General features: G+C 50.1%; 12 protein-coding genes. 9 read left to right on the top strand and 3 right to left on the bottom strand.

Going from position 1 to position 15,789, the window contains the following annotated elements; translation table 11 throughout:
* Positions 1-2: 2 nt before the first annotated feature.
* Entirely contained in the window at positions 3-821 is an 819-nt protein-coding gene (surE, locus tag OLM33_02875) for a 5'/3'-nucleotidase SurE (protein ID MCW1712616.1), read from the top strand.
* Positions 822-1,291: 470 nt separating this feature from the next.
* Positions 1,292-2,554 (top strand): argininosuccinate synthase, encoded by a 1,263-nt coding sequence (locus tag OLM33_02870; GenBank protein ID MCW1712615.1) that lies wholly within the window; start codon positions 1,292-1,294, stop codon positions 2,552-2,554.
* Positions 2,555-2,951: 397 nt separating this feature from the next.
* Here the strand turns inward: OLM33_02870 and OLM33_02865 are convergent, their stop codons facing one another.
* Positions 2,952-3,599, bottom strand: a complete 648-nt coding sequence (locus OLM33_02865) for a GntR family transcriptional regulator (GenBank protein MCW1712614.1) — start codon at positions 3,597-3,599, stop codon at positions 2,952-2,954.
* Positions 3,600-3,766: 167 nt separating this feature from the next.
* On the opposite strand from OLM33_02865, the gene OLM33_02860 reads away from it, so the two are divergent.
* From OLM33_02860 to OLM33_02830, 7 genes are all read left to right on the top strand, one after another.
* On the top strand, positions 3,767-4,549 hold the full coding sequence (locus OLM33_02860; protein MCW1712613.1) for an SDR family oxidoreductase: 783 nt from the start codon (positions 3,767-3,769) through the stop codon (positions 4,547-4,549).
* A gap of 338 nt (positions 4,550-4,887) precedes the next feature.
* A complete protein-coding gene (gene gcvPA / locus OLM33_02855) occupies positions 4,888-6,273 on the top strand; it encodes an aminomethyl-transferring glycine dehydrogenase subunit GcvPA (GenBank protein ID MCW1712612.1) in 1,386 nt (461 codons plus the stop codon).
* A 13-nt stretch (positions 6,274-6,286) separates the two neighbouring features.
* A complete protein-coding gene (gene gcvPB / locus OLM33_02850) occupies positions 6,287-7,852 on the top strand; it encodes an aminomethyl-transferring glycine dehydrogenase subunit GcvPB (protein ID MCW1712611.1) in 1,566 nt (521 codons plus the stop codon).
* Position 7,853: 1 nt separating this feature from the next.
* Positions 7,854-8,969, top strand: coding sequence for an ATP-NAD kinase family protein (locus tag OLM33_02845; GenBank protein MCW1712610.1), 1,116 nt, complete (start codon positions 7,854-7,856; stop codon positions 8,967-8,969).
* Between the two features lie 55 nt (positions 8,970-9,024).
* Positions 9,025-9,777: an SDR family oxidoreductase gene (locus OLM33_02840; GenBank protein ID MCW1712609.1), complete on the top strand. Its 753-nt coding sequence runs from the start codon at positions 9,025-9,027 to the stop codon at positions 9,775-9,777.
* A gap of 167 nt (positions 9,778-9,944) precedes the next feature.
* Complete coding sequence (locus OLM33_02835; GenBank protein ID MCW1712608.1) at positions 9,945-11,411, top strand: Na+/H+ antiporter NhaC family protein; 1,467 nt, start codon at positions 9,945-9,947, stop codon at positions 11,409-11,411.
* A gap of 175 nt (positions 11,412-11,586) precedes the next feature.
* Complete coding sequence (locus tag OLM33_02830; GenBank protein ID MCW1712607.1) at positions 11,587-12,204, top strand: trimeric intracellular cation channel family protein; 618 nt, start codon at positions 11,587-11,589, stop codon at positions 12,202-12,204.
* Between the two features lie 83 nt (positions 12,205-12,287).
* Here the strand turns inward: OLM33_02830 and OLM33_02825 are convergent, their stop codons facing one another.
* Both OLM33_02825 and OLM33_02820 read right to left on the bottom strand, forming a co-directional pair.
* On the bottom strand, positions 12,288-13,652 hold the full coding sequence (locus OLM33_02825; protein ID MCW1712606.1) for an AAA family ATPase: 1,365 nt from the start codon (positions 13,650-13,652) through the stop codon (positions 12,288-12,290).
* 514 nt (positions 13,653-14,166) lie between these two features.
* Entirely contained in the window at positions 14,167-15,699 is a 1,533-nt protein-coding gene (locus OLM33_02820; GenBank protein MCW1712605.1) for a S41 family peptidase, read from the bottom strand.
* Positions 15,700-15,789 lie beyond the last annotated feature (90 nt).

Genomic DNA, 15,789 nt, shown 5'->3' with positions numbered 1-15,789 from the left:
AAATGAATATCCTGCTTACAAATGATGACGGAGTATATTCGATCGGAATACAGACGCTGGCGAAGAGCCTGACAGAAGCGGGGCACAACGTTCTTCTTGTAGCTCCGGACAGGGAGAGGAGCGGCTGCGGCCATGCCATGACTATGGACAGGCCTGTGCACATAAGGAACGTGAACAGACTCTTCCTCTCTGCTGATTTCACAGCCAAGGCCTGCGACGGAACACCTACTGACTGCGTAATAATGGCCATAGACGCAATGGGATTTGAACCCGACATGGTCATATCAGGCATAAACCAGGGACCCAACCTGGGTGACGATCTCACCTACTCCGGTACCGTATGCGCTGCTATGGAGGGCGTGATCTTCGGCTATCCCTCTATAGCCGTATCGCTCGTCATGAGCTCTAAAGACAAGGAACTGCACAATGAAACGGCGGCTGAGATACTGATGGCGCTTCTTGACTGGACAAAAGAGTCTCCTGTCCCGGAGGGGATCTTGTACAACGTCAACGTTCCCAATATCCCTCTCTCGGAGATCAAGGGCGTTTTCGTGACAAGGAAAGGCATCCGACGCTACGTTGACAAGATAAGGACAGTAAAGACACCTTCCGGCGGGGAGGCCTACTGGATAGGCGGGAACATTGAGGACGACATGTCAGACGGCACCGACGTATGGGCGGTGGCTAACAATTATGTTTCTGTCACACCTGTGCACATGGAAATGACAAGTTTTGAAACGCAGAGAGATTGCAAGGAAGCCGGTCTGGAAGCTTATATAGAGACTAAAATCAACAATGATTCGATAACACATAAAAAATAAACGATAGTTTTTGTTGACATTTAGGTAATAAGTGATAAAATACCACACAGTTTTTAGAAAATATCCTGAAAAGGAGGCTGGAACTTTGCATTATACCGCTGTCGAACGAGCACGACGTACCCGACGAATCGACCTTATCACGCATAACAAATGCGATGACGGGGCCATGGATTCGATCGCTCGGCGACAGAGATAAAGTGCCATCGGCTGAAAGCACTTTTCGCAGGTAGTATCGAAGTTCCCGCACCCCAGAGCAGAGCCCGAAGAAAGATCATAACGATCAAGTAGGGGTCCGGCAGTTTTCCGAAAACAAACGAACCAAGTGGGCGCAAAGCGTCAACGAGGGTGGCACCGCGGGTAAAGTATACTCGTCCCTCTTCCTTAACCGGAAGAGGGACGAGTTTTTTTGTCTATTTGAGCGGACAGGTGCTCAAAAAATAAATTTGTAAAATATTTGGGAGGAATTCAAAATGATGACAGCAGAAAAAAAAGGCAAGGTAGTATTGGCGTACAGCGGAGGACTTGATACCTCAGTGGCGATACCCTGGCTCCACGATCAGGGCTATGACGTAGTGACCCTCACAATGAACGTTGGCCAGCAGGCTGACAATCTTGAGGAGATAAAGGCAAAGGCCTATGCCGCGGGAGCTGTGAAAGCCTATGTAGTCGACCTGCGTGAGGCCTTTATCGACACCTTCGTATGGCCGGCCCTTAAGGCAAACGCGGTATACCAGGGAGTCTATCCCCTCAACTCCGCGCTTTCGCGCCCGATGATAGCTCAGGCACTTATCTGGTGTGCCGAGAAAGAGGGAGCCGTCGCAGTGGCTCACGGCTGCACAGGAAAAGGCCAGGACCAGGTCCGTATAGAAGTCTGCTGCAACGCGCTCAATCCTGATATCGAAGTCCTTGCCCCCGTTCGTGACTGGGGTTTCACACGTGAGGAAGAGATGGACTATGCCGAAGCGCACAACGTACCCGTACCGACGACCCGTCAGAGCCCCTACAGCCTCGATGACAACCTCTGGGGCCGTTCGATCGAGTGCGGCATTCTCGAAGATCCCTGGAACGAACCTCCCAAGGATGCATACGCTCTAACGGCAGATCCCAAGGAAGCTCCCGACGAAGAGGTAACAGTGGAGATAACCTTCGAAGCCGGAGTCCCGGTAGCAATAAACGGTCAGAAGATGGGAAGCATAGAATTGATAGACATCATGAACAAGACCGCCGGAAAAGCCGGGTTTGGAAGGATCGACATGGTCGAAGACAGGCTCGTCGGATTCAAGAGCCGCGAAGTTTACGAGTGCCCCGGGGCCCTGGCACTGATGGAAGCCCACAAGAAGCTCGAGACTATCACCCTCTCAAAGGACACCCTCAAGACCAAAAAAGAACTTGAGGTGAGGTTCGCGGAGATGGCATACGAAGGCTACTGGTTCTCCCCCCTGATGGAAGCCGTCCAGGCATTCATGGACAGCACTCAGAAGGCCGTCAACGGGACAGTGAGGATGAAGTTCTACAAGGGCAACGGCATTGTCAACGGAATGAAGTCCGAGAGCTCCGTCTACAATAAAGCCCTTGCCACATATTCGTCCGGCGACATATTTGACCAGTCAGCCTCTGTAGGATTCATCAAGATCTGGGGAATGCCGATAAAGACATGGAGACAGACGCACAAGGAGAAGAACGTCAACCCCATCGATGCGTTTATTACTGCCAAAGGTAAAGACGCCTTCTAGTAATTGGGATCTATAGCAGCGCTAACTTAGCAAAGCTTGCGGAGCCTTCCTTCGACGTATGTCCAATACGCCTTCGGAAGGCTCCGCTGCGCGTTGCGTCGTTATCACTTGCTCTAGATCCCAATTACTGCAATTGGGGCATCTCGTGGCGCTAACTTAGCAAAGCTGGCGGCGAGGTCGTCCGCCGGAGAATTTGCTGAATGGACCATTCAGTGGTGAATTGGCCCTTAGATCATAAATCTTGAATTCTCCGCCTGACGAAGTCAGGCAAATTCTCCGCGATGCGAAGCGAGCAAATTCACCGCAGAGTAGACACTGCAATTTCACCGCCGGTGCCCTTGCCGGCTGCTTTTACAACCGCTCAGCAATTACTCAGCGCGGTATGTCCCCGCCGCACCTACTGTCTCAGCGCCTCCATCGCAAGTCGTATGTGTTCCTGCATCAATTTCACACATTTGGCTTCGTCATGCTCCTTCAGGGCTTCCATGAGCCTGATGTGCTCTTCGAGGCTTGGATTGTCTGCGAAGTTGAAGAATGATTCGAAGAATATCGTCTGGACATAGGTCCTTGAGAGGATGTTCTTTACATATCCGGCCAGCGTGCTGTTGCCGGAAGACTCGGCAATGATCAGGTGGAATGCATCATTAACGTTCATGTACAGCTCAAGGTCTTTTTTCTCAAAGGCTTTTCTTTCGTTGTCTATCTGTTCCTGGAGCATACAAATCTGAAGGGGGGTGATGAGGCGTGCTGCCTTTCTGATGGCCATTACCTCAAGGTTGCCCCTGACTTCGTAGGTGTCTATTATCTCCTGTTTTGTAGGGGACGCCAGGCAAGCGCCCCATCCCGGGACGATCTGGACAAGCCCCTCGTTCTCCAGCCTTCGCAGCGCTTCCCTGACGGGCGTCCTGCTGACGTTATAATCCTTGGCTATCGATATCTCGGGAAGCCTCTGTCCGCTTCTCAGAGTCTTGTCAAAAATGCCCCTGCGGATGCCTTCGTACACATGATCCGCCGATGTTTTTCCGGGAGTGTTGCTTCTCGCCATCTGATCATCCCCACTTGATTTCCGTATGGTAACAAATATATACAGTTGTACCTTATTGTGCAAGCAAAATACTTGACATAAAAAAGAGTATCATATATAAAGAATTAAAGCATGTATGCATTGTATACCATAACAGGAAAATTTCATATATTAGAGGAGTGGTCTCTGTGCTGGATCTCAATAAACTCTGTAATATGAAGGGTAAGACCGCAGTCGTCACAGGTGCTGCATCAGGTATAGGCGCCGGCATCTCAAAGTTTTTTGCGGATGCGGGCATAACCGTGGTGATGGCTGACATCAACGAAGAGCTTGCAAAATGTGTCCAAAGTGAAATAGCCTCTGCCGGCAACAATGCCGTTTTCATAAAATGCGACGTCACAAAAGAATCCGACTGCAAAACTCTGGTTGACGCCGTTGTTGAGAAATTCGGAAGGATCGACATACTTGTCAACTGCGCGGGTGTTGCCCGCCGCCACACAGTGGAAACACTTTCCGAGGCGGACTGGGACCTCGCGCTGAATGTTACTCTCAAGAGTGTATTCCTGATGAGCAAACATGTCGTACCCTACATGAAAAAAGCCGGCGGAGGAAAGATCGTAAATATCGGTTCGGGATGGGCCCTCAAAGGCGGAGACCACGCCGTCTCCTACTGCGCTGCGAAGGGCGGAGTCTGGAACATGACAAGGGCAATGGCTATCGACCATGGTCCCGACAATATTAATGTAAACTGCGTCTGCCCGGGGGATATAGATACGCCGATGCTGAAGAGCGAGTGCGAGCAGCTTGGCGGGGTGTATGACGAAAAGTATAAGGAAGATTGCGCGCAGCGGCCTATGGCCAGGCTGGGCGCACCCTTGGACGTGGCGATGTGTGTTTTCTTCCTTTGCAGCGATATGGCACCATGGGTGACTGGCTCCAGCTTAGTCGTCGATGGCGGGGGCATAGCTTAAAACGGCGATTATACGCGCCATCTACTTTGTGACCGGCCGGCGTTCGATCCTCGACGTATCAGATATACGCCTCCGGTGCGAACGCCGACCAATCACTTCGTATCTGGCACGTCTAATCGCCGTTTTGGTTAAACGGCGAATATATGGGGCATCTACTTCGTGGCAGGCTGGCGTTCGATCCTCGACGTATCAGATATACGCCTCCGGTATGGGCGCCAACCAGCCACATCGCATCTGCCCCATCTAATCGCCGTTTTACCGGCGGGGTTGGGGAAACATAAAAAATATTAAAAATTGGGAAGATTTTTTAAATATTTTTGATTTGGGGGGTAATTTTTATGGGGAAGAGGGTTTACCCGTATATTCCGAACTCTTTGCCTGAGGTACAGGAGGAGATGCTGAAGTTTATCGGGGTCGGAGCGATCGAGGATCTTATCGCGGATATTCCGGAAGAGGTCCGGATGAAGGAGCCGATGGAGCTTCCTGAGCCTTACGGTGACGAAGCTGGTCTTTACAGGCATGTGAGCGGGATCATGAACAAAAACAAGACGGCGGAAGAGCTTCGCTGTTTCCTTGGAGCAGGCTGCTACAACCGTTATGTGCCGGCAGTCGTCGATGAGGTCATCAACAGGTCCGAGTTCCTGACGGCTTATGCCGGTGAGCCTTATGAGGATCACGGCCGTTTCCACGCACTCTTTGAATATCAGTCAATGATGGCTGAGCTGCTTGATTTTGACGTCTGCAACGTCCCGAACTACGACGGAAGCCAGGCATGTGGCACAGCACTCAGGATGGCAACAAGGATAACTAAGAGAAAAGAGGTACTCATCCCGAGGAACCTCAACCCAGATGTGCTTAAGGTAGTCGAGACTTATCTGCAGCCGGATGTGAAGATCTCCTATGTTGACTACAACGCGAAAACAGGACGCATCTGCCTCGACAGCCTGAAGGCGAAGCTTACGGACAAGGCAGCGGCAGTACTCATCATGAACCCCAATTTCTTTGGGATCATAGAGGAAAAGGCCCAGGAGATCGCTGATATGGCGCATAAGGCGGGAGCAATGATGATCGCATATGTGGAGCCCTCCACACTCGGTGTGCTCACACCTCCGAGCCGCTACGGGGCAGACATAGCCTGCGGTGATATCCAGCCTCTCGGCATCCACATGAACTACGGGGGCGGAGTCGCAGGTTTTGTCGCAACGAACGAAAAACCCGAGATCATAGAGGAATATCCCTCGAGGCTCTTTGGGATAGCACCCACGAGCGAAGGCGAGTGGGGTTTCGGCGATGTCCTTTGGGAGCGTACCTCCTTTGCAAACAGGGACAGCGCCAAGGAATTTGTCGGCACACACTCAGCCCTCTGGGGCATAGCAGCCGGCGTCTATCTTGCTTCTATGGGCCCTCAGGGCATGAAAGAGCTGGGGGAGGCCGTATTGCAGCGCCAGATATGCCTGAAAAAAGTTCTTGGAAAGGTCAGGGGTATAAAACTCGACCGCTTCTCGGGAACACCCTTCCAGGAGGTAGTCGTTGATTTCAGCGGCACCGGCAGGAAAGTTTGCGAGATAAACGAAAAACTTCTTGAAAAGGGCATCCTTGGCGGTTATGACCTCGGCAGGTCCTTCCCGGAACTTGAAGGATGCGCTCTTCTCTGCGTTACGGAGCAGACTTCGATGGAAGACATCAGGGCCGTCGCGGATGCGCTGAACGGGATACTGGAATAAGGAGGGACCACTGATGGACAGCTTGACCAGAATGAAAAGATTCCGCCAGGCAAGGTGGAACGAACCGATAATATACGAACTCAGCGAACCCGGACAGCGTGCAGTTCTTGTTCCGGGGCCGTGCTGCGACTGCGTTTCAAAAGAAGATGTCCTTGGGACGCTTCCCAAAGGAATGGTAAGGGAGGATATGGCAAATCTTCCCGAGATCGCCCAGCTTCAGCTTGTTAGGCACTATAACCACCTATCGCAGGGGAATATCGGAGTTGACGGAAACATCGACATAGGCCAGGGAACGTGCACGATGAAGTACAGCCCCAAGGTACACGAACGTCTTGCCGGATCACCCAAGATGCTGCACATGCATCCGCTTCAGCCTGCAAAGACAGCTCAGGGCATACTTGAGATCATGTACAAAACGGGAGAGCTTTTTAAGTCGATCTCCGGACTTGACGTATTCAGTGTCCAGCCCGGCGGCGGGTCCCACGGAGTGCTGGCTCTTGCTTCGGTCGTTAGGGCATACTGGCGTGACAGGGGTGAAGAGGCGAAACGCGATGAAGTGATAACTACCCTCTTTTCACACCCGGCAGACGCAGCTGTACCGATAGTCAAGGGATACAAGGTGACTATCATACAGCCCGATTCTAATGGATATCCCGATATCGAGGCCTTCAAAGCAGCCCTTTCGGACAGGACGGCCGCTATCTTCTTCACCAACCCCGAAGACACCGGCATTTTCAACGTCAGGATAAAAGAGTTCACAAGACTTGCCCATGAAAAGGGAGTCCTCTGCTGTTATGACCAGGCCAACGCGAACGGTCTGCTGGGGATCACAAGGACTGCGGAAGCAGACTTTGACATGTCGTTCTTCAATCTCCACAAGACCTTCTCGGCCCCCCACGGATGCGGCGGCCCTGCGACCGGGATGGTGGCGGCCAGGAAAGAGCTCCGTCCCTACATGCCCGTCCCGCTTGTTGAGTACTCTCCTGAAAAGGGATACTACCTCGACTTCGATCTGCCCAAATCATGCGGGAAGATAAAATCCTTCTGGGGCGTCATTCCTGTCGTGCTGAAGGCCTATTCGTGGATAATGACCCTTGGTGCCAAAGGCCTTGAGGAAGTCTCACGGGTCGCGATCCTGAACAACAACTACTGCATGAAGAAGATCCTTGCCATAAAGGGGGCTTCGATGAGCTTCCCGAACCATCCCTCCCGCATAGAGCAGGTCCGTTACAGCTGGGAGAAACTCAAGGAGGATACGGGTTTCGGGACCGCGGACGTACAGCGCTGCATAGCGGATTTCGGGACCCACTACTGGTCCAGCCATGAGCCGTTCGTCATCCCGGAACCCTTCACGATCGAGCCAAGCGAATCCTATTCCAAAAAGGACATCGACGACTACTGCGCAGTCCTTGAAGAGATATCCAGGATGTGTTACGAGGAACCCGAAGCGGTCAGACACGCGCCGTCAGACAGCACGGTACACCACATTGACCACGACTACTTCGACGATCCGGCGAAATATTCAATAACCTGGCGCTCTTACAACAGGAAGTTCAAGGGTTACTTCGAGCCCAAGTAAGATGAAGATCGGCTTCCTCATCAACCCTGTTGCAGGAATGGGAGGAAAAGTTGCTCTCAAAGGCATCGACGGAGAAGATATTCTCCGTCGGGCCATTGAGCTTGGTGCGGTCCCGGAGGCTGAAAAGCGTGCTTGGTCCGCTCTTGCCATATTCAGGGAAGCCGCTTCAGATCATCATTTATATGCTCCTGCGGGCGAGATGGGGGGAAAGATTCTCTCTGAAAACGGTTTAAAACCTGAGATAGTATTTGATCCCATACAAAAAACGACCGCTGATGATACTAAAAGAGCAGTATCCCTCATGCTTGAAGCAGGGGCCGAAGTAATAGTTTTTGCAGGCGGTGACGGAACTGCACGTGACATATGCTCTGTGGTCGGAGAGACCGTTCCGGTGATAGGCATACCTGCAGGAGTGAAGATACATTCGGCCGTCTACGCCAAAAGGCCGAAGGATGCCGGCATGATGGTAAAGAATATTCTTCAGGGCAAGGTCAACAGATTCGTTCTTGCGGAGGTAATGGACCTTGATGAGGATGCTTTCCGAAACAACATAGTCAGAGCACAGCTTTATGGATATATGAAAGTCCCGGATGACAGGGAGTTCATGCAGGACAGGAAATCAGGAAGCCTGTCCTCTGATGATTCGGAAAGGCTTGATATCGCAGCCTATGTGATCAAAAACATGCGCGAAGATGAAATATATCTGATAGGGTCGGGAAGCACTACATACTCGATAAAAGAGAACCTTAACGCAGAGGGCACGCTGCTTGGAGTGGATGCTGCAGTAAACAGGGCAATTGCAGGAAAAGACATGACAGAGAAGGAGATCAGAGGCGCACTTTCAGGTTTTGAAAAAGAAAAACGCCATCTTGTAATAACAGTCATCGGGGGACAGGGCCATATATTCGGAAGGGGCAACCAGCAGCTCAGCCCTGACGTAATAAGGATGATCCCAAGAGAAAACATAATGGTCATCGCCAACGCTTCAAAGATGTCTGCCCTTTTCGGAAAGTCCCTTATAGCAGATACGGGAGATCCCGTACTGGACGAGGAACTGAAGGGCTACTTCCCTGTAATTACAGGCTTCGGCAAAAAGATTATGGCAAGAGTGGAATAAGATCCGATTTCTCAAGATATATGAAGTTAAATATAATGTAAAAGGGGGTCGTTTGATGGGAAAGTACTATGAACTGAAAGGCAAGAGGGTAATGGTGACAGGCGCCGCGAGCGGGATCGGCCTGGCCACGGCACAAAGGTTCGCCGCTGAAGGCGCGAAGGTCTTTATTATTGACTGCAACAGGGATGCTCTTGCAAAAGCGATGGGAGACAACCCTTTATTTGCGGGTTCCGGCGTATGCGATGTTAGCAGGGAAGAGGATGTCCTCTCAGTTTTTAATAAGATGGACAGCGAGCTTGGCGGCATCGATGTCCTTGTATCCAATGCCGGCATAAGCATCAGGAAAGATTTCGTTGACATCTCCTATGAACAGTGGCAGAAGGTCATCAACATCAACCTGAACGGCATGTTCCTCTGTTCGCGTGAAGCGGCCAGAAGGATGAAGGCGCAGAAGAGCGGGGTCATCCTTATGACCGCCTCTACCAACGGGACGGAGGGGCACCGCTGGTACACGGACTACAACGCCTCCAAGGCCGGGGTCATCCTGCTCACAAAGAGCATGGCTCTCGAGCTTGCCCCCGACGTGAGGGTCAACTGCGTCTGCCCCGGATATGTCCTGACTCCGATGCAGAGGGCCGAGTATACAGCCGAGATGCTCGCAAAGGTGAACGAGGACATCCCGATGAAGCGTCATGCGGAACCGGAAGAGATAGGAGCTCTCTATGCATTCCTTGCTTCCGACGACGCGAAATACATAACCGGCGCTGATATCAGGATCGATGGGGGAGAGACGGCCGGACTTTATTGATGATCACCGCCCCAGGCACGGTTCTTCAAAACATTCAAGAAAGAGGATGATGCCTCAGAGATAGAAAAAAACATATCTTTCTGCTGCAAGTCCGTATTGTGCAATTCTTGTGTAGTATACAGTGTATTCTGATATTTCTTTATTCATTAAAAAGGAGGCAAATTAAAATGAAAGCTTTGATAAAATTAACGCCGATAGCCGTAATAGCCGGACTGATGCTTTCCGGGATGGATATCCTGCTTGCCGCTCCCCTCTCCTTCATGTACGCAGTGATCGTTGCGATGGCAGTTGACCGCTACAAGTTCAACGAACTTCTTGACGCTGCTCTGGACAACCTGAAACACTTCCTTATTGTCTTCCTGATACTCCAGGCTGCCTATGCCGTAGCGGAATGCTTTATGGGTACGGGAGTAGCTGCTTCTGTCATCAACATGTCGCTGGCAGCGGGACTCAGCGCGAAGACGATCGCTGTTGTTGCGCTTCTCCTTACAGCAGTCCTTTCAACCGCTACAGGTACGTCATGGGGAACATTCGCAGCATGCGCTCCGATCTTCCTCTGGCTTAACCATATAGTCGGGGGCAACATTGCGCTTACCATAGGAGCAATTGCCGGCGGTTCATGTTTTGGCGACAATATCGGCCTTATCTCGGACACAACGATAGTCAGTTCGGGTATACAGGAAGTTGAGATCATCAAGAGGGTGCGTCACCAGGGTGTATGGTCCCTGCTCTGCCTTACTGTCGGAGCCGTCGTCTTTTATGCAGTCAGCTCATTTATGGGACTTCCGAACACAACTGCCCAGGCAGCTGACGCAATAGCACAGATACCGTCAGAAGTCTGGACCGTGCTTGAAGAAGAGCGTCCGTCGGCCGTAACATTGCTCAAACTTGTCCAGAGCGGAGTTCCCACTTATATGGTAATACCGCTCATAATAGTCATAGGCACGGCTGTAAAGGGCTACAGCACACTTACCTGTCTTGGCTCGGGGATCATCTCCTGCCTTATCTTCGGACTTGCGGCAGGAACAGTTACCAGTGTTACTGAATTCCTTGACCTTGTCTATACAGGTTTCTCAGATGCGGGAAGCTGGTCGATAGCGATGATGCTTTGGGTCGGAGCTTTTGGCGGCGTTATGAGAAAGATGGATGCGTTCGATCCGATCGCGGTCGTTGTCCTAAAAATGGTCCGCAAGGTGAGACACCTTATGTTCTCCAACGCCGTGATATGTCTTATCGGAAATGCCGCGCTTGCAGACGAGATGGCGCAGATAGTCACTATCGGCCCCATCATCAAGAACATGACAGAATCAAGCGTAGAGGGAAGCAAAGAGGACATGTACACGCTTGCACTGAGAAATGCTACATATTCGGATGCAATGGGAGTGCTTGGTTCACAGCTCATTCCTTGGCACTGCTATATGGGATTCTTCCTCGGCATAAGCGCTTCCGTATACCCGCTCGCGGCAGGTCTGACGGCCGGAGACATAATCAGCCATAACTATTTCTCATGGATCGCGGTTGGATCTATGCTGCTGCTTACCTTTACAGGATTTGACAGATACATTCCGCTCTTCAAGATCCCTTCAGAGCCCGATGTTTATCTGAAGAGCCAGGCCGCTCAGTACAGCAAGTAAGTAATAAATATCTGCGGGGACGGATATCCTTCCGTCCCCGCAGCGTTTGGCCAGAGTTATTTTTCATAAAGGGATCCTAAGAGGTTTTTTCTTAAAGGTTTTGATTTTACAAATGCTCGCCGATTGCTCGCCGCCGGTGTTCTTCCGGCTGCCCTTAAAAAAGGAGGCCCTTTTGTTGTTCTCTTTCCAGATCGGAATAATAAGCATCCTCGAATATATCGGGGTCATCAGCTTCGCCATTATCGGTGCATTCACGGCAATGCAGAAAAAGATGGATCTCTTCGGAGTATCCGTTCTTGCCTTCACTGCTGCATGCGGAGGCGGGATACTGAGGGATGTCATCATGGATGTCGGTGTGCCAGTCTTTTTTTCAAGTTACACGACTATCGCTCTTGTGATGCTGTCGGTTCTATTCGTCTTTATATTGCCAGGACTCTTTTATTTCAGCTGGGTCCTCGTTGTGCTCGATGCCATCGGCCTGAGCTTTTTTGCCGTTGACGCTGGAATTAAGGCGATCAATCAGAATTATACTTTTGTCCAGTTTGTTTTTGTCGCTGTGATCACGGCTGTCGGAGGAGGAATATTGAGAGATATCCTGGCTCAGAGAGTCCCTGTCATTTTTCGGAGGGACATATATGCATTGGCCGCGTTTGCCGGAGTAATATCCATGTGGTTCATGCATCCGATCATCGGAGAGAGAGCGGCAATGAAGGCGGCCCTTGTAATGATCTTCTCTATACGCATTATTTCAGTCTATTTTGATATCAATCTTCCGGTCCTGAAGAGGGTATGAGTTTTAAAGGCTGCTGAGCAATGGGCTCAACAGTTGTATTAAAACACGAACAAAATATCTACAAACAGTAGCCAACCTGTCATTTACAGCAGCATTGCCATATATAACGGCAGATGGACTATCCCGTCCTTGACCATTACGTCATTGGTATAAAGGATATATGAACTGCCGAGGCTCTTGGAAAATTTTTTCCTAAACTTGTCCAGCGAGGAGTGAGAGCGGTATTTGCCTGATTTGACCTCTATCGGCGCTATCTTTCTCTCTTCGGTTATCAGAAAATCTATCTCCATGTGGTTCTCCCTGTTATTTGGATCGTTCCGCGAATAAAAATAGAGCTTGTGGCCTCGAGTTCGCAGCATTTGAGCGACCACGTTCTCCATTATCATGCCCTCGTTGATTTCCAGCCTGTCAAAAAGAACGGCCCTGTACAGCTCGTTCTCCACGAATGGCTTATCCATAAACGCGAGTGTGATCAAAAGCCCGGTATCGGCCATATAGCACTTCTGTGTTGCTTTATCTGCGCTGAGCGCCAGGCCGACATGCGGATCTGTCGCGTTCAGGGAGGTATTTACTATCATCGCCTCGTGCAGCCATATGAAAGAATCCTCGAAATTCCTGAAGCGGGCCTCCTTGGAAATAGACGAAAGCCTGTACTTTTTCTCCTTCTTTGAAAGCTGTCCCGGGATACCGTCAAAAACAGCGATGACTTTATTCTCATACCCGGCGGCAAACTTTGAAACATCATTCCGGTATAAAGTTATTATTTGTCTCTTTACCGCGTCAACAGACTCAAATTCCTTGTTCCGGAGATATGCCAGCACTGCCTGCGGCATTCCTCCGACAATAACGTATTGGCGAAAATCGTTCATCACCTTGCGATGAAGGGCCTGCCCCAAAGGAGTCCTGTTATTGAAGCAGCTTCTGACAAGCGGCATCGTGGCAAAGTCGCCCAGCGCCCACAGGAACTCCTCAAGATCCAGAGGAAACATCTCAACATGTTCCTCCTCAGACGGTATTATAATGTCCTGAACATTCTTTCTGATGCGAATAAGAGAACCTGTTTCAATATAGTCATATCTTCCATCCTCCACGAGATATTTTATCAACTGCCTTGCTCGTGGATACTGCTGCACCTCGTCAAATATAATGACCGACGACCTTTTGTGGAGCAATGTCGAGTAGAAGGCGGAAAGCTTCGCGAAAAAGAGGTCCAGATTCGAGCTGTCATATTTAAACAAATCAAGGATCTCCACCGGTGCGTTCCCAAAGTCGATCATTATATAACTCTCGTACTCGTTCTCAGCGAATTGCCGGCAGAGGAAGCTTTTTCCAACTCGTCTCGCACCGTTGATCATCAGTGCGCTGGTCCCTCTGCTCTTATTCTTCCACTCCAACAAACGGTCATACAGTTTTCGTTTGAGGACGACAGTATCCTTTTCCTCGGTCATGACAGGTCTCACTCCTCGCAGAGAATTTACTTGGCATAAACGCACCATATCACCTTTGTCACGAAAAGGCAAGTTCGATAGAGAATAATCAGCACGAAAAAGCAAGTTAAATAAATGATAATCAACACGAAAAAGCAAGTTAATGGAAGGCATCGTTGCTGAGATACGTCGCGATCTGCTTCTCCGCAGCCCAAAGGCTGCAATCCCCCGCGGATGCACTTTCCGCCTGCCTTTAACAACTGCTTGCCAACCACTTGCCTACGCTTGCCAATTGCTTGCCGCCGGTGCTCTCCCCGGCTGCTCTTACTACCATTGGGACTTTGCGATAATACGCAAATGATCCCCTTTCTGATAACAGGGACCGATCTCTTCCATCGGCCCCTGTTATTCTTTTCCGGCAAAAGCATTTCCCTTATCTTTCGAAAACAGTTTCAAAAAACAAAACAGCCCTGTTGCAATTCTGGAGATTTTTAACTTGTAACAAATTTCAATTGTGTAGGCCAGACACCAATTTTTACTCTGCAGCGCAGGAATTGATCACTTTTATTGCGTGCTCCAACTCAACATCTTCTCCCCTTGCAGCCCGCAGAGCATTTTCCAATGTCATCGGCGTGCGGATAGAAGGAGATACCCCTCCAATGCCGTCACGGCTGTCTATCTGGACCTCTTTGTCCTTATCCAGAGACTGCCCGTAGGGCCAATGGACAACAATATTTCCCGGGATCTTTGCTCCTCCTCCGGCCATTCCGAACGAACCGTTTGTCCCGTAAAACCCGACCGTTTCACCTCTTGGCAGGTCCTTTATCCCCATAGCCAGTCCTTCTCCCGAACTTACACACTTTGAATTGATAAGTGCTGCGACAGGACCGCCGAAAAACGGCTCATCCGGTTCAATATATAAAGCATAGTCAGGATTATTGAGATCCGAGAGATCATCAGGGAGTATTTGGAAGGTCCCGGTGGCCAAGTTATAAAAGCTCGCGTATTCATATAAGACCTTTTTCCTGCTGAACAAGCCTAGAATTTCCGCCGACATTGAATCCAGCCCACCGACATTGTTCCTGATATCCAAAATCAGTCCCCTGACCTTTAATTTGTTGAATTCAGCCAGTGCTGATTTGAACAGACCAAGCGTTGAAGGGGCGGTCCCGGTTTCTTTAAGGTCAACATCAATTTCGCCCCAGATTTTTATATAACCGATGTTCCCCTCCAGCAATCTCTTTTCAACCATTGACTCAGGCTTTTTTCCCGGGTTTTCAACTTCAAGTATCCAGTCTCTTAATCCATCCGAAACCACGGTCGAAGGATAAGTTTTGACCAACGACTTCCCTTTGTCGTCATAAGCAGACACCGACGCTTTCGCCGTACCTCCGGTAATATTCGAAAACAGGAGCGACAGCCGTGTATTGACGGGAGCGCGGGTAAGATAATGCACCTGCTGGTTGGCTAAGACCTCTGCCGTAGCTGAGTTTGGACCAAAAATAGTCGAGACCTCATTTAAAACATCTTTTACAGGACGTCCGTTCCATTCGATCAACTCTGCACCGGCGCGCATTCCCTGAGCATAAACGGCGCTTGTTTCATCCACCCAGCTGGCAATCACCCTGCCATCTGATAGTTTTGTGGCTGAAAAGCCAAACCCGCCGCCGATATATTTATCATCAATATCACGAATAGAAGACATGCGTACATGCCCGTCCGGAATAGAATTCACATACTCCCTCATGGCTAAATAATAAGCTGTAAAATCATTGGAAGCCTCAGCCCTCTCCACCAGCGGCTTGATCCTCTTATAAAGAGCAGTCCAGTCAATTTTCTTCCATTCTGTAAACCCGTACTCCCTGGAAAATTTCAAATGGAGCTTATCAAAAGACTCACTCCAGGGAAGAGAGCTGAAATCTTCAGCCACCGGAGCCACATATTCAGGCGTGGATGAAACACTGCCGGCCGCAGTTCCGCTAAAAGAAAGGGCAGAAAAAACTAAAAACAGCGACATGAGCGCTATTTGCCTGAAATAAACGAGAATAGATCTGATATTTATATTCACAGCATCTTCTCCTTATTTTGCCCGGATACGCAGAGTATAAATCAACTTTAGAAGTTGGGGGTTGACCCTTATTTGCCTCTTCGTAATTAT

Source organism: Synergistaceae bacterium DZ-S4, from assembly GCA_025943965.1.
In the GTDB taxonomy this organism is placed as follows: domain Bacteria; phylum Synergistota; class Synergistia; order Synergistales; family Synergistaceae; genus Caenicola; species Caenicola nitritireducens.
This window is presented reverse-complemented; position numbering and strand designations above follow the sequence as displayed.

Coding starts and splice junctions, on each gene's coding strand:
- OLM33_02845 (MCW1712610.1), top strand. CDS start 7,854: ATGAAGATCGGCTTCCTCATCAACCCTGTTGCAGGAATGGGAGGAAAA.
- OLM33_02870 (MCW1712615.1), top strand. CDS start 1,292: ATGATGACAGCAGAAAAAAAAGGCAAGGTAGTATTGGCGTACAGCGGA.
- surE (MCW1712616.1), top strand. CDS start 3: ATGAATATCCTGCTTACAAATGATGACGGAGTATATTCGATCGGAATA.
- OLM33_02825 (MCW1712606.1), bottom strand. CDS start 13,652: ATGACCGAGGAAAAGGATACTGTCGTCCTCAAACGAAAACTGTATGAC.
- gcvPA (MCW1712612.1), top strand. CDS start 4,888: ATGGGGAAGAGGGTTTACCCGTATATTCCGAACTCTTTGCCTGAGGTA.
- gcvPB (MCW1712611.1), top strand. CDS start 6,287: ATGGACAGCTTGACCAGAATGAAAAGATTCCGCCAGGCAAGGTGGAAC.
- OLM33_02840 (MCW1712609.1), top strand. CDS start 9,025: ATGGGAAAGTACTATGAACTGAAAGGCAAGAGGGTAATGGTGACAGGC.
- OLM33_02835 (MCW1712608.1), top strand. CDS start 9,945: ATGAAAGCTTTGATAAAATTAACGCCGATAGCCGTAATAGCCGGACTG.
- OLM33_02865 (MCW1712614.1), bottom strand. CDS start 3,599: ATGGCGAGAAGCAACACTCCCGGAAAAACATCGGCGGATCATGTGTAC.